Origin of the sequence: Kosakonia sp. S57 (assembly GCF_016516575.1) — a bacterium.
GTDB lineage: Bacteria > Pseudomonadota > Gammaproteobacteria > Enterobacterales > Enterobacteriaceae > Kosakonia > Kosakonia cowanii.
The window spans coordinates 87329-105815 of sequence record NZ_JACVUL010000012.1 but is presented as its reverse complement, the minus strand read 5'-3'; the positions used below and the strand labels follow the sequence as shown (position 1 = coordinate 105815).

Sequence of the window (18487 nt, the reverse complement as noted above, 5' to 3'; positions counted from 1 at the left end):
AGGTTGCGCAAACAGGAGAATAAAAAATGGCTTATAGCGAAAAAGTAATCGATCACTACGAAAACCCGCGCAACGTTGGCTCGTTCGACAACGGCGACAACAGCATCGGTAGCGGCATGGTTGGCGCACCGGCGTGTGGCGACGTGATGAAACTGCAGATCAAAGTTAACGATAAAGGCATTATCGAAGACGCGCGTTTCAAAACCTACGGCTGTGGCTCTGCCATCGCGTCCAGCTCGCTGGTCACCGAGTGGGTGAAGGGCAAGTCTCTGGACGAAGCGCAGGCGATCAAGAACACCGATATCGCCGAAGAGCTGGAACTGCCGCCGGTTAAAATCCACTGCTCTATCCTGGCAGAAGATGCGATTAAAGCCGCGATTGCGGATTACAAAAGTAAACAAGACGCGAAATAAGGCAGGAGGTTGTTGTCATGTCCATTAGCCTCAGCGACAGTGCCGCCGCGCGAGTAAATGCCTTCCTGGCCAACCGTGGTAAAGGGTTTGGCCTGCGCCTGGGGGTGAGAACCTCCGGTTGTTCTGGTATGGCTTACGTGCTGGAATTTGTCGACGCACCGAACGATGAAGATACGGTGTTCGAAGACAAAGGCGTGAAGGTAGTGGTTGACGGCAAAAGCCTGCAGTTCCTCGACGGCACTCAGCTGGACTTCGTAAAAGAAGGCCTCAACGAAGGGTTTAAGTTCACCAACCCGAACGTGAAAGATGAGTGCGGTTGCGGCGAAAGCTTCCACGTCTAATCGCCTCTGACGATGACCCCACCGCAGTCGCCTGCGCGTGGGGTTTGTTACGATTGCATACCCGGAATTGTTATGGATTACTTCACCCTCTTTGGGTTGCCGGCCCAGTACCCACTCGACACCCAGGCGCTGGCCACGCGTTTCCAGGATCTGCAACGGCAGTTCCACCCCGATCGCTTCGCCAGCCAGCCGCAGTCTGAGCAACTGGCCGCCGTACAGCAATCCGCGACCATCAACCAGGCATGGCAAACGTTGCGCCATCCGCTGCTGCGCGCAGAGTATCTGCTCTCGCTGCACGGCTTCGATCTGGCCTCTGAGCAGCACACCGTGCGCGACACCGCTTTCCTGATGGAACAGCTGGAGCTGCGCGAAGAGCTGGATGAGATTGCCCAGGCTGAAGACGCCGCCCGTCTGGAAGCTTTTCAGGCGCGCATCAAAGGCATGTATGACGCCCGTCACCAGCAGATGGTTGAACAACTTGATGCACAAGCGTGGGAGACGGCGGCGGATACCGTGCGTAAACTACGTTTTCTCGATAAACTGCGCAGCTCAACAGAACAACTCGAAGAAAAACTGCTCGGTTTTTAAATTTCTGGAAGCACATCATGGCCTTATTACAAATCAGTGAACCGGGTCTGAGCGCCGCACCGCACCAGCGTCGGCTGGCGGCAGGCATCGACCTCGGGACCACCAACTCGCTGGTGGCGACGGTACGTAGCGGCCAGGCGGAAACGCTGGCCGACAGCGCCGGGCGCCATCTGCTCCCCTCTGTCGTCCACTATCAGGCCGAAAGCCACGTGGTTGGCTTTGATGCGCGCAACAACGCCGCGCTCGATTCGGTCAACACCATCAGCTCGGTAAAACGTCTGATGGGCCGCAGCCTTGCGGATATCCAGGCGCGCTATCCGCACCTGCCATGGCAGTTCCAGGCGAGCGAAAACGGGCTGCCGATGATTGTCACCCGCGCTGGTCTGGTTAACCCGATCCGCGTCTCCGCCGATATCCTCAAAGCCCTTGCTGCTCGTGCACAAGAATCGCTGGCGGGCGAGCTGGATGGCGTAGTGATCACCGTGCCCGCCTATTTCGATGACGCTCAGCGCCAGGGCACCAAAGACGCCGCGCGTCTGGCGGGTCTGCACGTGCTGCGCCTGCTGAACGAACCAACGGCGGCGGCGATCGCCTACGGTCTCGACTCCGGTAAAGAGGGCGTCATTGCCGTCTACGATCTCGGCGGCGGCACCTTTGATATCTCGATCCTTCGCCTGAGCCGCGGCGTGTTTGAAGTGCTGGCCACCGGCGGCGATTCCGCTCTCGGCGGCGACGATTTCGACCACCTGCTGGCGGACTTTATCTGCCAGCAGGCGGGCATCTCCGAACGCAGCGACGCCCGCCAGCAGCGCGAACTGCTGGACGCGGCGATTGCCGCCAAAATCGCCCTGAGCGATGCCGACCGCGTGGCGGTCAATGTGGCGGGCTGGCAGGGTGAAATCACTCGTGAACAGTTCGACGCGCTGATTACGCCGCTAGTAAAACGCACGCTGCTTTCCTGCCGCCGCGCCCTGAAAGATGCGGGCGTCGACGCTGACGAGGTGCTGGAAGTGGTGATGGTCGGCGGTTCGACCCGCGTGCCGCTGGTGCGCGAACATGTGGGCGAGTTTTTTGGCCGCACGCCGCTGACCTCCATCGACCCGGATAAAGTGGTCGCCATTGGCGCGGCTATCCAGGCTGATATTCTGGTCGGCAACAAGCCGGACAGCGAAATGCTGCTGCTGGATGTCATCCCGCTGTCGTTAGGGCTGGAGACGATGGGCGGCCTGGTTGAGAAGGTGATCCCGCGTAACACCACCATTCCGGTGGCGCGCGCGCAGGAGTTCACCACCTTCAAAGATGGGCAAACCGCGATGTCGATCCACGTGATGCAGGGCGAGCGTGAACTGGTGAGCGACTGCCGTTCGCTGGCGCGTTTCTCCCTGCGCGGCATTCCGGCAATGCCGGCGGGCGGGGCGCATATTCGCGTCACCTTCCAGGTGGATGCCGATGGTCTGCTGAGCGTCACGGCGATGGAAAAATCGACCGGCGTGGAAGCCTCCATCCAGGTGAAACCCTCGTACGGGCTGACCGACGGCGAAATCGCCGACATGATTAAAGACTCCATGAGTTTCGCCGAGCAGGACGTGAAAGCGCGCATGCTGGCGGAGCAGAAAGTGGAAGCCGCGCGCGTGCTGGAGAGTGTCACCAGCGCGATCGCCGCGGATGCCGCGCTGCTAAGCGCCGCAGAGCGGGCGGAGATCGACGAGGCGGTCGCGCAGTTGCGCGCGGTTGCCGAAACCGATGATACCGACGCCATCGAACACGCCATTAAAAATGTAGATAAACAAACCCAGGAATTCGCCGCGCGTCGTATGGATCAGTCCGTACGCAGCGCATTAAAAGGCCATTCCGTCGACGAGGTTTAATATGCCTAAAATTGTTTTTCTGCCTCATCAGGACCTCTGTCCGGATGGCGCAGTTCTGGAAGCAAAGAGCGGTGAAACAATTCTGGATGTCGCCCTGCGCGGCGGCATTGAGATTGAACACGCCTGTGAGAAATCCTGCGCCTGCACCACCTGCCACTGCGTGGTGCGTGAAGGGTTTGACTCGCTGCCTGAAAGCAGCGAAGACGAAGATGACATGCTGGATAAAGCCTGGGGTCTGGAGCCGGAGAGCCGTTTAGGCTGCCAGGCGCGCATCACCGATGAAGATCTGGTGGTCGAGATCCCGCGTTACACCATCAACCACGCGCGGGAGCACTAAGATGGGGCTGAAGTGGACCGACAGCCGTGAAATCGGCGAAGCGCTGTATGACAGCCGCCCGGACGTTGACCCGACCACCGTACGTTTCACCGATATGCATCAGTGGATCTGCGAGCTGGAAGAGTTTGATGACGATCCGGCTGCATCGAATGAAAAAATTCTTGAAGCGATTCTGCTAGTCTGGTTAGACGAAGCAGCATAATCATCAAACGGGCTGCCTTCGGGTGGCCCGTTTTTATGGACACAACCGTTGGCCGGAGCAGGCATTTGCCCTCCGGCGATTGTGAAAAGGATAAAAAGAATGACAGAAGCTATGAAAGTCACCCTCACCACGCAGCCCGCTGACGCGCGCTGGGGTGAAAAAGCAGCCTACAGCATCAACAACGACGGCATCGCACTGCACTTAACCGGCAACGACGATCTCGGCCTTATTCAGCGTGCGGCGCGCAAAATCGACGGCCTCGGCATCAAAAATGTCGCCCTGAGCGGCGAAGGGTGGGATGCGGATCGCAGCTGGGCGTTCTGGTCTGGCTATAAAGGGCCAAAAGGGACGCGTAAAGTCGAGTGGGCGCAGCTTGATGAAGCTCAGCAGAAAGAGCTGGATAGCCGCCTGAAGGTGATCGACTGGGTGCGCGACACCATCAATGCCTCGGCGGAAGAGGTAGGGCCGGAGCAGCTGGCGCAGCGTGCGGTCGATCTGCTCTTCAGCGTTGGCGGCGACAATGTCTCTTACCGCATCACCAAAGGCGAAGATCTGCGCGAGCAGAATTATATGGGGCTGCATACCGTAGGGCGCGGCTCCGAGCGCCCGCCAGTGCTGCTGGCGCTCGATTACAACCCGACCGGTAACCCGGATGCGCCGGTCTACGCCGCGCTGGTGGGCAAAGGCATCACCTTTGATACCGGCGGTTACAGCCTGAAGCAGAGCGCATTTATGGATTCGATGAAATCCGATATGGGCGGCGCGGCGCTGGTTACCGGTGCGCTGGCATTTGCCATCAACCGTGGTCTGAACAAGCGCGTTAAGCTCTGGCTCTGCTGCGCTGACAATATGGTCAGCGGCAATGCGTTTAAGCTGGGCGATATTATTCACTACCGCAATGGCAAAAAAGTTGAGGTGATGAACACCGACGCGGAAGGGCGTCTGGTGCTGGCAGATGGCCTGATTGACGCCTCTGCGCAAAAACCGCAGCTGATTATCGATGCCGCGACGCTGACCGGTGCGGCGAAAACCGCGCTGGGCAATGATTACCATGCGCTGTTCAGCTTTGATGACGGGCTGGCGGGCCGCCTGCTTAACAGCGCAGCGGCGGAAAACGAGCCGTTCTGGCGTCTGCCGCTGGCAGAGTTCCACCGTCACCAGCTTCCGTCCAACTTTGCCGAGCTGAATAACACCGCCAGCGTGGCCTTCCCGGCAGGGGCGAGCACCGCCGCCGGTTTCCTCTCGCACTTTGTTGAAAACTATCAGCAGGGCTGGCTGCATATCGACTGCTCGGCGACCTACCGTAAATCGGCGGTTGAGCAGTGGGCCGCCGGTGCGACAGGGTTGGGTGTGCGCACCGTTGCCAATCTGTTGACCGCCGAGTAAGCGGCGTGCCTGATGGCGCTTACGCTTATCAGGCCTACAAAAGCAACACGCTGCAAAATGTAGGCCGGATAAGGCAACGCCACCATCCGGCAATAAAGCGGCTCCGTAGCCACGGGTTGCGCCCGAAACGTAGGCCGGATAAGGCGTTTCGCCGCCATCCGGCAATAAAGCGCCCCGTAGCCACGGGTTGCGCCCGAAAACGTAGGCCGGATAAGGCAACGCCGCCATCCGGCAATGCGCAAAACCCGGGCGCGATGACGCACGAAAACGAACCAGAGATCCTATGTCCGAAACGAAAAACGAATTAGAAACCCTGCTTGAGCAGGCGGCGACCGAACCCGCTTACCGTCCGGCTTTTTTCCGCACGCTGCTCGACTCTACCGTTTGGGTGCCAGGCAATGCCGCAGAAGGCGAAGCGGTGGTGGAAGAGCGCGCGCTCGATATCCAGCACTGGGAAAAAGATGACGGCACCTCGGTGATCCCCTTTTTCACCTCCCTTGCCGCCCTGCAACAGGCAATCGACGACGAGCAGGCCTTTGTGGTGATGCCCGCGCGCACGCTGTTTGAAATGACGCTCGGAGAAACTCTGTTCCTTAACGCTAAGCTGCCAACCGGGAAAGAGTTCACCCCGCGAGAAATCAGCCATCTGGTTGGCGAAGAGGGCAGCCCGCTCAGCCAGCAAGAGGTGCTTGAAGGCGGTACCGCGCTGCTGCTCTCGGAAGTTGCCGAGCCGCCCGCGCAGATGGTTGACTCCCTGACCACGCTGTTCAAAAGCATTAAAACCGTTAAACGCGCCTTTATCTGCTCCATCAAAGAGCAGGCCGATGCGCAGGCGAACCTGTTAATTGGCATCGAAGCCGAAGGCGATATTGAAGAGATCATCCATGCCGCGGGCAGCGTGGCGACCGATACGCTGCCGGGCGATGAGCCAGTTGATATCTGCCAGGTCGCCGAAGGCGAGAAGGGCATCAGCCACTTTATGCTGGCGCACATCACCCCGTTCTACGAGCGCCGCTGGGGCAGCTTCCTGCGCGATTTCAAAACCAACCGCATTATCTAACGTCTCAGGCGGTACGCCCCGTACCGCTTACCCCTAAATTCGTGGGGAATGTATTCAGCCCATCCCTGTGGTAGGGTGCGCTTTTACGTTTCTTTACGGTTAAGGTTATGGACAGAAAAACTCTGCTCTACTGCTTCGGCGTGCCCCTCTTATTGCTGGTTTATGCCTGCTGGCAAAACATTCGTATCGATGATGGCTATGTCTACCAGGTCACGCGGTATGGCACCGTCGGGCACAGCGCAGCGGCCGATCTGCTGCGCCACTTTCTGTCGAAAGCCGGCATCTTTCTGTCACTGATGGCGCTGCTTGCCAGCACCAGCGCGGTGGCGCTCTGTTTCTATAGCGTGCGCAGGGCGCGCCTCTCAGCCGACCATCTGATTGTCGCCTTTAACCTCTGTCGTAAACTGCTGCCTTTTATCATGGTCACCGTGATGTCCTGCATCGGTTTTGCGCTGATCGCGGTCTTCCTGTATGAAATCTGCTGGCTCTACACCCTGGGGCCCGCGAGCGCGTTAAACATCAAGCTGGTGCTGTTCATTCTGCTGGTGATTGGCTCCCTGCTGATTATGGTGTTGAAGAGCCTTTTCCTGCTGAAAAAATGTTTCACCCTGTTTGAGCCGCAGGATATGGAGGTGCATGGCACCGCCGTGCGCGAAAACGATGCGCCTGAACTGTGGCGCTGGGTCAGGGAGCTTGCACAGCGCGGGCAGGCGATCGTGCCGGATAATATTGTGGTGGGCCTGTTCGAAGGCTTCTACGTTACCGCAAGCCCGGTGCAGATCGAGAAGGGCGAACGGCTTACCGGCAACACCCTCTACTTCCCGCTCAGCTATGCGGCGTTTATGAATAAAGAGGAGGTGGCAGCGGTCATCGGTCATGAACTGGGGCACTTCTCCGGTAATGACACCCTCTATACGCTGCACTTTGCCGGGCTTTACGCCGGGATGGAGAACAGCCTCAACTACTTTTATCGTGATGTTGGCGGCAGCGGCTGGCTGGAGCGTCTGGCGCTCAACCCGACCATCCATCTTGGCATGTGGTTTTTCCGCCAGTTCCACGAAACGGTGAGTGGCTGGAGCCGCGTGCGTGAACTCGCAGCGGATGCCGCCGGGGCGCGCACCAGCTCATCGATGGCGCTTGCCGCGTCGCTGCTGCGTTTCTCCGCCCTCAATGAGCGTTTTCAGGGGCCGATGGAGCAGTTCTTCCAGCGCAAACTGGAGACTGACGATCTGGTGCATAGCCTCTTTACTGAACTGCGCAGCGGCGAACGGTTCGATCTCTCCGCATCACTGGAAGAGGCGCTGGCGCACCCGACCGACAGCCATCCGCCCACCCGTGCGCGTATTGAACAGCTTAACGTTCCGCTGGATGATGCGCTGATGGCGCAAGCGTCGCGCCCGGTCGGGGAAGCGGATTATTTCTGGATGCAGAGCCTGTTTCGCGATGCCTCTGCGCTCTCTAAGGCGCTGACCAGCGGCATGGCCAGCGAAGTTGACGCCCATTACGAGGCTTATCACTCTGAGCTAAAGGATCTCGCTTCCCGCGCCACCGATACGCTGGTGGTCTCACTGCGCAAGAAAAATCTGTGGATCTTCGTTGGGCTGACGGTGCTCTGTGCGGCGGCCGCGGTGATGGTGTTTACGCTGAGCATTCAGTGGAACTCTTCGGCCAACAGTCCGATGGATATGATTACCTTCGGCCTTGTGGCTGGTTCACTGCTCTTTGCGCTGGCAAGCTGGACGATGTACACCCGCGTGCGCCAGCCGCTCTTTACGTTGACGGCGCAGGGGATTGAGAGCTATCAGCTCAGCGCGCCGTTTATGCTCGACGCGATCGAGAATATTGGCATTCGCAGCATCAATGATTGGGTGTTTATCGATCTCTTCTGGCGCGAAGGCTATCAGCCGCCGAAGCTGCTTGTCAGCCGGCTGGTGCGCAACTTCATCTTCGAGCCGAAAAACCGCAAAGTGGTGCTGAGCCTGCCCGGCGGTCTGTTGAAAGGCGAGCAGCGCGAGAAGTTGTCCATCGAGGAGTTTTACGTCGCGCTCAATGAGTATGTGGAAAGCGCGTGGGCGCGCCGGGAGTTGTCGAAACATTCGGCGTGATCTGCCGATGGCGATTCACGGTTTCGGCGCCGTGTGAATGCCGGATGGCGGCATAAATGCCTTATCCGGCCTACGGTTTCGGTGCCGTGTGAATGCCGGATGGCGGCGTAAACGCCTTATCCGGCCTACGGTTTCGGTGCCGTGTTAATGCCGGATGGCGGCGTAAACGCCTTATCCGGCCTACGTTTTCGGTACCGTGTGAATGCCGGATGGCGGCATAAACGCCTTATCCAGCCCAGGGATCGCATGGGCTGCCTTTGTAGGCCTGATAAGCGCAGCGCCATCAGGCATTTCACCGCACCGTCACCCGGCCTGCGTTGCTTCCAGCAACAGCAGATCCATCAGCAGCACCAGGTTGGACTCAAACGAGGTGATCCCCGCCGCTTCGGCGGCGAAATGCACCGCCTCGTCGTAAAGGGCGAAATGCACATCCGCCAGCGCCGCCAGCGAATTGGCCGACGCGCGGGTAAAGGCCACCACCGTCATCCCCACCGTGCGCGCAATCCGCGCTTTATCCAGCACCTGCTCGGTCTCTCCGCTGCGCGAAACGGCAATAAACACCTGATAACGCGCGGCGTTGCTGAGAAAGATATTGCGGCTGTCGCCGGGGCCGGAGATAAACGCCGTTTTGCCCAGCACCTGTAACTTTTTGGTCAGGTACTCGGCAAACAGATAGGAGAACCCCGCGCCGTAGAGAAAAAAGCTCTCCCGCTCGCGCAGCAGGCTGGCAAACTGCCGCCGCTTCTCCTCGGTCACCCACTGAAAGGTGTGCTGATAATTGACCATAAACTGCTGGAACAGAGCGGGCAGCTCGCCGACGCCGTCATGGTGCTGCTCCGCCAGGTGCGGCGTATCCGCCAGCAGTTGCTTGCAGTGCCAGATAAACTCGCTAAAACCGCTAAACCCCAGCTTCTGACAGAGACGAATAATCGTCGCTGTCGAGACATAGGTCGCCTGCGCCAGCGCGCGCACGGTAATGTTGCCCACCAGCAGCGGGTGCTCCGTAAGATGAGCCAGCACGCGGTATTCAGCGCGGGAGAGTGACTCCCCGCGCGTCAGCAGAGGCGCAAGTCGGTTATCCATCTACACGCTTTCGACAGGCAGGTCGTCGCGCGCGCCCCATTCACTCCACGAGCCGTCATAGAGCGTTGCCGTATTGACACCGAGCGTCTCCAGCGCCAGCAGCACCACTGCGGCGGTCACGCCGGAGCCGCAGCTGGCGATAATCGGCTTATGCAGATCAACACCCTGTTGCTGGAAAATGCGCAGCAACTCATCGGTGGTTTTCAGCTCACCATCCGCCACCAGATCGACCCACGGCACATTCAGCGCGCCGGGAATATGGCCGCGCTTAAGTCCAGGGCGCGGCTCGTCCACTTCGCCACTGAAACGCGGCGCCGGGCGGGCATCGACCAGCTGCGCGGTGCCTTCGTGGCTCGCCAGCAGCACATCGGTCACTTTTTTCACCCCGGAGGGATCGAAATTGGCGGTGAAATCAGACTCCGGCAGCGCAACATCGCCCTGCTGTAACGGCAGGGCATCACGCTGCCAGCCCGCCAGCCCACCGGCCAGAATAGAGACCTTCTCAACGCCAACCTTGCGCAGCATCCACCAGGCGCGCGGCGCGGAGAAGAGGTTGCCTTCGTCATACACCACCAGGTGTTTATCCTGGCAGACGCCTGACTCGCGCATGGCGACGGCAAAGGTCTCCGGGCGAGAGAGCATATGGGGCAGGGGAGAGGTGTGATCGGAGAGGGCTTCAATATCAAAAAAGACCGCACCGGGCAGGTGTCCGGCGCGGTACTCCGCTTTCATATCGCGATGCTCCTGGCCAACCGGCGCCATTCTGGCGTCAATCAATTGGATTTCAGGATCATCGCTGTGCTCTATCAGCCAGTCGGCCGCGACAAAAAAAGAGGTGGACATGGTGCCTCCGGGTCATCAACAGTTATCTGAATTGTTAACGTTTTTTCACTACCCGACAAGCTACCATCTCTCGCGCCGCGAGCCACCTCGGAAAATTACACCGCTTTGCCGTTTTCCCAGGCTTTTTGCAGCGCCGGCCAGTAATCCTGGTTGGCGGTAATCATCTCATCGAGGATCGCCTTCGCATGCTGCATGGTCGGCACGGTGCGGTTAAGGGTAAAGGCCTGCAATGCCTTCTCGTAACTCCCCTCCATCGTCGCTTCCACCAGCAACTGCTCCGAGGCCAGCTGCTGCATCAGCAGCGTCTGGTGGAACAGTGGCACCGCGCCCATGCGCACCGGCTCCGGCCCGTTACTGGTGATGTAAGCAGGCACTTCCACCATCGCGTCGTAAGGCAGGTTGGCAATCGCGCCCTTGTTTTCAACAATCACCAGGTGACGCTGGCGCAGGTTGAAGGCCAGCGAGCAGGCGACATCGACAATAAACGCGCCGTGAACGCCGACGTGGAACACATCAGGCAGAATGCCGGTCTGCTTATACTCAGCCGCCGCGGCAAAGAGTTTTTTCTCACGTCCGTCCATCACCTCATTGGCGCGGGTGTAGTTAGGATCCTGATGATCGACAATCTCGTTCGGCATCAGGTAGTACTGCAAATAGGGGTTCGGCAGATACTCCGGGAAGTGATCCATAATCGGCTTGATGTTGCGCCAGGTTTTCACCCATGACGGATCGGCGTGCTGCGGATCGGTCTGGGCGGCATCTTCCGTCAGCAGGCCAAAGCGCGCGACGTGCTCGCGCAGGGCGGGGAGGCGATCTTCGCCATCGACGCGCACCTGGGTAAACCAGCCGAAGTGGTTAAGGCCAAAATAGTCGACCTCAAGCTGGTGGCGATCGACGCCGAGGATCGCGCCCATATTGCGCATCGCCGCCACCGGCATATCGCAAATATTGAGCACCCGCGCGTTCGGGCGCAGACGGCGCACCCCTTCAGCGACAATCGCTGCCGGGTTGGAGTAGTTAACGATCCAGGCTTTTTTATCCGCGTAGCGCTCGACCAGGTCGATCAGCTCGATCATCGGCAAAATGGTGCGCAGGCCGTAAGCCAGCCCGCCTGGCCCGCAGGTCTCCTGGCCGACCACACCGTGGCGCAGCGGGATCTTCTCATCCTGCTCGCGCATCTTGTACTGGCCGACGCGCATCTGGGCGAAGACAAAGTGCGCGCCGCGAAAGGCGGTTTCGGCATCATTGGTGACGGTAAATTTGATGCTCTCGCTGTGGTCGCGAATCACCTTCTCGACTACCGGCGCAATGGTGTTCTGCCGCTCGGCATCAATGTCATAGAGGCGAATTTCCGCCAGCGGGAAATCCTCCAGCCGCACCATCAGGCTTTTGACGATGCCCGGCGTATACGTGCTGCCACCACCGGCAATGGATAAGATAAACGGGGGTTTAACCATTTCTGGACTCCTTCAGAGAAACATCTCAACAGCTTCTCGCATTTTTTTGACATGCAGCCCGTAGACCACCTGAACGTTATTACCTTGTTTAATCACGCCTTTCGCGCCGGTAGCTTTCAGCTGCGGCTCATTGATAGCCGCCACATCTTTTACCGTCACGCGCAGGCGGGTGTAGCAGTTGTCGACCACCTCGATATTTTCGCGCCCGCCGAGGCCGTTAATAATCGCCTCGCCCACCGCGTCGTTATTCCCCTTCGCCTGGTACTCTTGCTTGCTGTAGAGGCGCGTCTCTTCGCTCTCCTCTTCGCGCCCCGGCGTTTTCATGTTGAAGCGCAAAATAAGGAAGCGGAAGGTGACGAAGTAGAGGGCGAACATAATCAGCCCGACCAGCAGATACATCGGCCAGTTGGACTTTTCGGTGCCGAGCGGCAGGTTGTAGAGAATGAAGTCGATAATGCCGTTCGCGCCGATGGCATGAACGCCGAAGAGTGAGAAGAGCATCATGCCGATGCCGGTCAGCACCGCATGCACCACGAACAGCAGCGGGGCGATAAAGAGGAAAGAGAACTCAATCGGCTCGGTGACGCCAACCAGCAGCGAGGTGAGCGCGGCGGGGATCAAAATCGCTTTTGCTGCGGCTTTGCGTTCCGGTTTCGCCGTCACATACATCGCCAGCGCCGCTGCGGGCAGGCCAAACATCTTGCTGATGCCGCGCGCATCCCACACCACGGTGCTGCTCAGTTTGGTCACACCCGGGCAGGCCATTTCGGCAAAGTAGATGTTGCGCGCGCCCTGATAGCTGCTGCCGCACACCTCAGCCGTGCCGCCGAGTTCGGTATACAAAAACGGCGTATAGACCAGATGATGCAGCCCGGTCGGCACCAGAATGCGCTCCAGGAAACCGTAAATCGCCACGCCGAACGGGCCTGCGCCTTTAATCGCCAGCGCCAGCGCGCTGATGCCGTGCTGGGCGAAGGGCCACAGCTCGCTCATTACTACGCCAAGCACCATTGAGACCGGCAACATAATAATCGCGACAAAGCAGTGCCCGGAGTAGATCGCCATCGCACCGGAAAACTGCACGCGGGAGTAGCGGTCGTAGAGATAACCCGACAGCGCGCCGGTGAGGATCCCGGCGAAAACGCCCATCTCCAGCACCTGCACGCCCAGCACCATCCCCTGGCCTGCGGCTTTCATCTGATCGGCCGGTGCCAGCGCGCCCTGCAATTGCAGCGTGACATTCATGGCATTAATGAAAACGATAAAGGTCACCAGGCCAATCAGCGCGGCATAGCCTTTATCACGCGAAGCCAGCCCGACCGGGATCCCGACGGCAAACACCAGCGCAAGGTTGGCGAGCACCGAAACGGCGGATTTGGCGATCAACTGACCCGTATGCTGAATAAGAGGGTGGCCAAGAAAGGGGAGGTATTCGGCCAGATTGCCATTGCCGAAGATATTACCGAAAGCAATAAACAGGCCAACGATCGGCAAAATGAGCACCGGGCCAAAAAGGGACTTACCAAAATTTTGTAGGGCATTCACGGCTCTGGACATAGTGTTCTCGCTTATTAGCACCGCGTAGTAAGGGACACAGACCGCATAACGTTAGCAGTCGGTCGGGTGTTGTCGCTATCTATCTTATTGTTTTAAAAACAAATGACGCGCAACGTTACATGTTACGTCACGGGGTGTGATCGGCCTAACATCACGGGCGTCGCGCAAAAAATGCGCTTTGCGAGATGCTTTCCAGAATCCATCAGATATTTTGTATTTCTAACCGTTGCGAATGATAATGACGACGCCTCTCACAACGGGTCAATCACTCAGGGATACAGAATGAAACCGCTACGTTACGCGGCGCTGACTTTCGCGCTCCTCACCGCCTTCACGCTTGCAGGCTGTGACAATAACGATAAACCGAAGAGCGCCAGCGCGCCTGAACCCGCGTCCGCCTCATCCGCCGCGCAAACGCCTGCGGCAGCAGCCATGCCGGATAAAGCCAAACGCGATGAACTTGCCGCGCGTAGCGAAGGCAAACCCTTAAACTTGCTGGATGCGTCCGAAGTGCAGCTCGACGGCAGCGCCACGCTGGTGCTGACCTTCTCGGTGCCGCTCGATCCGGATCAGAACTTCGCCCAGGTGGTGCATCTGGTCGATAAGAAGAGCGGCAAGGTCGACGGTGCCTGGGAACTGGCTCCGAACCTGAAAGAGCTGCGCCTGCGCCACCTTGAGCCGAACCGCGAACTGCTGGTGTCGGTGGAGAGCGGGCTGGTAGCGCTTAATAAAGCCACCTTCGGCAAGAGTTTCGAGAAGTCGATCACCACCCAGGATATTCAGCCGAGCGTAGGCTTTGCCAGCCGCGGCTCGCTGCTGCCGGGCAAAGTGGTTGAAGGGTTGCCGGTGATGGCGCTCAACGTCGAAAATGTCGACATCAACTTCTACCGCGTAAAGCCGGAATCGCTGGCCTCATTCATTAGCCAGTGGGAGTACCGCAGTTCGCTCTCCAACTGGGAGTCCGATACGCTGCTGAAGATGGCGGATCTGGTCTATACCGGGCGTTTTGATCTTAACCCGGCGCGCAACACCCGCGAAAAACTGATGCTGCCGCTGAGCAGCATCAAACCGCTGCAGCAGGCGGGCGTCTATATCGCCGTGATGAACCAGGCGGGGCACTACAACTACAGCAATGCCGCGACGCTCTTCACGCTCAGCAACATTGGCCTCTCTGCGCACCGTTACCATAACCGCCTGGATATCTTCACCCAGGGGCTGGAAAGTGGCGCAGCGCTTGGCGGTATCGACGTGATGCTGCTCAATGATAAGGGGCAGAGCCTGGCGCAGGCGAAGACCGACAGCGATGGTCACGCCACCTTAAGCACCGATAAAGAGGGCGCGCTGCTGCTGGCGCGTAAAGAGGGCGAGACTACGCTGCTCGACCTTAACCTCCCGGCGCTGGATCTCGCCGAGTTCGCCATTACCGGCGATCCCGGCTACAGCAAACAGTTCTTTATGTTTGGCCCGCGCGATCTCTATCGCCCTGGCGAAACGGTGATCCTCAACGGCCTGCTGCGCGACAGCGACGGCAAGCCGATTGCCGCACAGCCGGTGAAGCTGGAAGTGGTAAAACCGGACGGGCAGGTGGTTCGCTCGGTGGTGAGCCAGCCGCAGAACGGCCTCTATCACTTCACTTATGCGCTGGACGCCAGCGCGCAGACCGGTATGTGGCATATTCGCGCCAATACCGGTGACAACCTGTCGCGCGAGTGGAGCTTCCATGTAGAAGACTTTATGCCGGAGCGCATGGCGCTGAACGTTACGCCGCAGCCGACGCCACTGGCTCCCGCAGCAGACGTGGTGTTTAGCATTGAAGGCCACTATCTCTATGGCGCGCCTGCCAGCGGCAACGCCCTGCAGGGTCAGCTGTTCCTGCGCCCGCTGCGTGAAGCGGTTGCCGCGCTGCCGGGCTTCCAGTTTGGCGATATCGCCGAAGAGAACCTGAGCCGCAGCCTCGATGAGACCCATCTGACCCTTGATGATGAGGGCAAAGGCGAAGTGACCACGCCGAGCCAGTGGCAGGATTCCCACTCGCCGCTGGAAGTGATTCTGCAGGCCAGCCTGCTGGAGTCGGGCGGTCGTCCGGTGACCCGCCGCGCGGAGCAGGCAATCTGGCCTGCGCCCGCTCTGCCAGGGATTCGCCCGCAGTTTGCTTCAAAAGCGGTCTATGACTACCGCACCGACACCACCGTCAATCAGCCGATTGTCGATGAGGGCGGTAACGCCGCGTTCGATATCGTCTATGCCGACGCGCAGGGCAACAAAAAAGCGGTCAGCGATCTGCAGGTGCGCCTGATCCGCGAGCGCCGCGACTACTTCTGGAACTGGTCAGAAAATGACGGCTGGCAGTCGCAGTTCAACCAGAAAGATCTGGTGGAAGGCGAGCAGAGCCTGACGCTGAAGGCCGATGAGACCGGCAAAGTCACCTTCCCGGTGGACTGGGGCTCCTATCGTCTGGAGGTCAAAGGCCCGGATGAGACCGTCAGCAGCGTGCGTTTCTGGGCTGGCTACAGCTGGCAGGATAACAGCGACGGCGCCGGTGCGGCACGCCCGGATCGCGTCACCATGAAGCTCGATAAACCCTCTTACAAAGCGGGCGATACCGTTAAGCTGCACGTCACCGCCCCAGCCGCCGGTAAAGGCTATGCGATGATCGAATCCAGCGAAGGCCCGCTCTGGTGGCAGGAGATTGACGTGCCTGCTGACGGGCTGGATCTCTCGATCCCGGTCGATCAGAAGTGGCAGCGCCACGATCTCTATATCAGCACGCTGGTGGTGCGCCCTGGCGATAAGTCGAAATCCGCCACGCCAAAACGCGCGGTCGGCCTGCTGCATCTGCCGATGGGTGATGAGAACCGCCGCCTGGAGATTGCCCTCGACGCCCCGCAAAAAATGCGTCCTAACCAGCCGCTGAAGGTCAAAGTCAAAGCCTCAATGAAAGATGGCGCGACGCCGAAACAGGTTAACGTCCTGCTCTCTGCCGTCGACAGCGGGGTGCTGAACATTACTGATTACGTAACGCCGGATCCGTGGCAGGCCTTCTTTGGCCAGAAACGCTATGGCGCCGATATCTATGATATCTACGGCCAGGTGATTGAAGGCCAGGGTCGTCTTGCGGCGCTGCGCTTCGGTGGTGATGGCGATGAGCTGAACCGCGGCGGCAAACCGCCGGTTAACCACGTCACCATCATTGCCCAGCAGGCGCAGCCGGTGACGCTGGATGAAAACGGCGAAGGCACCGTAACGATGCCGATTGGTGACTTCAACGGGGAACTGCGTGTCATGGCGCAGGCCTGGACGGCAGACGATTTTGGCAGCAGCGAAAGCAAAGTGGTAGTCGCAGCCCCGGTGATTGCCGAGCTGAACACGCCGCGCTTCCTTGGCAGCGGTGACACCTCACGCCTGACGCTGGATCTCAGCAACCTGACGGACAAGCCGCAAACCCTGAATGTCGATCTGACGGCAAGCGGTCTGCTCTCACTTGAGGGTGCTGCTACCCAGAGCGTGACGCTCGCGGCCGGTAAACGCACCACGCTCTTTATTCCGGTGCGCGCGCTGGATGGCTTCGGTGACGGCGAGATTGCCGCGCAAATCAGCGGCCTTGCGCTGCCGGGCGAAACCTTTGCACCGCAGCAGAAGCAGTGGAAGATTGGCGTACGCCCACCTTTCGCCGCGCAGACCATCAACACCGGTGCGATGCTCAATCCGGGCGAAAGCTGGCAGGTGCCGGGCCAGCATCTGGCGGGCATCTCGCCTGCTACGCTGCAGGGTCGCTTGCTGCTGAGCGGTAAACCGCCGCTCAATATCGCCCGTTACATTCAGGAGCTGCGCGCCTACCCGTACGGCTGCCTGGAGCAGACCGCCAGCGGGCTTTTCCCGTCGCTCTACACCAACGCTGCACAGCTTAAAGCGCTCGGCATCAAAGGCGAGAGCGATGAGCAGCGCCGCGCGGCGGTGGATATCGGCATCTCCCGCCTGTTGCAGATGCAGCGTGACGACGGCGGGTTCTCTCTGTGGGATAAGAGCGGCTCGGAAGAGTACTGGCTGACCGCCTACGTGACCGATTTCCTCGTCAGCGCCTCGGCGCAGGGCTACAGCGTTCCGGCTGAAGCGCTGAACAACGCCAACAACCGCTTGCTGCGCTATTTGCAGGATCCGGCGGCGATGGCGGTGCGCTACAGCGACGATCTGCCAGCGACCAAGTTTGCCGTGCAGAGCTACGCCGGGCTGGTGCTGGCACGTCAGCAGAAAGCGCCGCTGGGCGCGCTGCGTGAAATCTGGCAGCGCCACGAGCAGGCGAAAGCGGGGCTGCCGTTAATGCAGCTTGGCGTTGCGCTGAAGCTGATGGGCGATGCACAGCGCGGCGATCAGGCTATCGCGCTGGCGCTGAAAACCGATCGCATTGCGGAAAACCGCTGGCTGGCGGATTACGGCAGCAACCTGCGTGATAACGCGCTGATGCTGGCGCTGCTGGAAGACAACAAGCTGCTGCCGGATGCGCAGGCGCACCTGCTGGCTACGCTCTCCGAGCAGGCCTACAGCCAGCGCTGGCTCTCAACCCAGGAGAGCAACGCGCTGTTTATGGCAGGCCGCAATCTGCAAAACAGCACCGGTAACTGGCAGGCGCAAACCTCGCTTGATACCGCGATGCTGGCCGGTAACACCGCGCAGAGCCGTAACCTTGAGGCTGACCAGCTGAGTGCATTGCAGGTGACCAACAGCGGCACCACACCGCTGTGGCTGCGTCTCGACACGACAGGCTACCCGGAGCAGGCTCCGGCACCTTCGGGCAAAGTCCTGCATATCGAGCGCAACGTGCTCGGCACCGACGGGCGCAGCAAGCCGCTCTCTTCCCTGAAGAGCGGTGAGCTGGTGCTGGTATGGCTGGAAGTGACGGCCAGCCAGAACGTCCCGGACGCGCTGGTGGTCGATCTGCTGCCTGCCGGTCTGGAGCTGGAAAACCAGAACCTGGCCAGCAGCAGTGCCAGCCTGCAGGAGAGCGGCAGCGAAGTGCAGGAGCTGCTCAACCGCATGCAGCAGGCCGATATTCAGCATATGGAGTTCCGTGACGATCGCTTTGTCGCCGCCGTACCTGTGAGCGAAGGGCAGCCGGTCACGCTGGTCTATCTGGCACGTGCGGTGACGCCTGGCACCTACCAGGTTCCGGCTCCGCAGGTGGAATCAATGTATGTTCCGCAGTGGCGGGCAACCGGCGCGGCCAGCGGCCCGTTGATCATCACGCCATAA

At 59.6% G+C, this 18487-nt stretch carries 14 protein-coding genes; 10 read left to right on the top strand and 4 right to left on the bottom strand.

What is annotated here, in order from left to right:
- The first annotated feature begins 26 nt into the window (after nt 1–26).
- From iscU to IAE48_RS13520, 9 genes are all read left to right on the top strand, one after another.
- On the top strand, nt 27–413 hold the full coding sequence (iscU, locus tag IAE48_RS13560) for a Fe-S cluster assembly scaffold IscU (protein ID WP_023481244.1): 387 nt from the start codon (nt 27–29) through the stop codon (nt 411–413).
- A 17-nt stretch (nt 414–430) separates the two neighbouring features.
- Nucleotides 431–754, top strand: a complete 324-nt coding sequence (gene iscA, locus IAE48_RS13555; protein ID WP_023481184.1) for an iron-sulfur cluster assembly protein IscA — start codon at nt 431–433, stop codon at nt 752–754.
- 72 nt (nt 755–826) lie between these two features.
- Nucleotides 827–1342: a co-chaperone HscB gene (hscB, locus tag IAE48_RS13550; protein WP_124967581.1), complete on the top strand. Its 516-nt coding sequence runs from the start codon at nt 827–829 to the stop codon at nt 1340–1342.
- 17 nt (nt 1343–1359) lie between these two features.
- Nucleotides 1360–3210: a Fe-S protein assembly chaperone HscA gene (gene hscA, locus IAE48_RS13545; RefSeq protein WP_200134706.1), complete on the top strand. Its 1851-nt coding sequence runs from the start codon at nt 1360–1362 to the stop codon at nt 3208–3210.
- Nucleotide 3211: 1 nt separating this feature from the next.
- Nucleotides 3212–3547, top strand: a complete 336-nt coding sequence (gene fdx / locus IAE48_RS13540; protein WP_023481163.1) for an ISC system 2Fe-2S type ferredoxin — start codon at nt 3212–3214, stop codon at nt 3545–3547.
- Between the two features lies 1 nt (nt 3548).
- Nucleotides 3549–3749: a Fe-S cluster assembly protein IscX gene (gene iscX, locus IAE48_RS13535; RefSeq protein ID WP_023481246.1), complete on the top strand. Its 201-nt coding sequence runs from the start codon at nt 3549–3551 to the stop codon at nt 3747–3749.
- Between the two features lie 99 nt (nt 3750–3848).
- Nucleotides 3849–5135 (top strand): aminopeptidase PepB, encoded by a 1287-nt coding sequence (gene pepB / locus IAE48_RS13530; protein ID WP_200134705.1) that lies wholly within the window; start codon nt 3849–3851, stop codon nt 5133–5135.
- A gap of 283 nt (nt 5136–5418) precedes the next feature.
- Nucleotides 5419–6195 (top strand): enhanced serine sensitivity protein SseB, encoded by a 777-nt coding sequence (gene sseB, locus IAE48_RS13525; RefSeq protein ID WP_200134704.1) that lies wholly within the window; start codon nt 5419–5421, stop codon nt 6193–6195.
- 107 nt (nt 6196–6302) lie between these two features.
- Nucleotides 6303–8300: a M48 family metallopeptidase gene (locus tag IAE48_RS13520; RefSeq protein ID WP_200134703.1), complete on the top strand. Its 1998-nt coding sequence runs from the start codon at nt 6303–6305 to the stop codon at nt 8298–8300.
- A gap of 303 nt (nt 8301–8603) precedes the next feature.
- On the opposite strand, the gene IAE48_RS13515 is transcribed toward IAE48_RS13520, so the two are convergent.
- The 4 genes from IAE48_RS13515 to IAE48_RS13500 form a co-directional block, all read right to left on the bottom strand.
- Nucleotides 8604–9383 carry a MurR/RpiR family transcriptional regulator gene (locus IAE48_RS13515; protein WP_023481216.1) on the bottom strand — a complete coding sequence of 260 codons (780 nt, stop codon included), beginning with the start codon at nt 9381–9383 and terminating at the stop codon, nt 8604–8606.
- A complete protein-coding gene (gene sseA, locus IAE48_RS13510; RefSeq protein ID WP_200134702.1) occupies nt 9384–10226 on the bottom strand; it encodes a 3-mercaptopyruvate sulfurtransferase in 843 nt (280 codons plus the stop codon).
- Between the two features lie 95 nt (nt 10227–10321).
- Nucleotides 10322–11683 (bottom strand): 6-phospho-alpha-glucosidase, encoded by a 1362-nt coding sequence (locus IAE48_RS13505; protein ID WP_200134701.1) that lies wholly within the window; start codon nt 11681–11683, stop codon nt 10322–10324.
- Between the two features lie 12 nt (nt 11684–11695).
- Nucleotides 11696–13240: a PTS transporter subunit EIIC gene (locus tag IAE48_RS13500; protein ID WP_200134700.1), complete on the bottom strand. Its 1545-nt coding sequence runs from the start codon at nt 13238–13240 to the stop codon at nt 11696–11698.
- Between the two features lie 282 nt (nt 13241–13522).
- On the opposite strand from IAE48_RS13500, the gene IAE48_RS13495 reads away from it, so the two are divergent.
- Nucleotides 13523–18487 (top strand): alpha-2-macroglobulin, encoded by a 4965-nt coding sequence (locus tag IAE48_RS13495; protein ID WP_200134699.1) that lies wholly within the window; start codon nt 13523–13525, stop codon nt 18485–18487.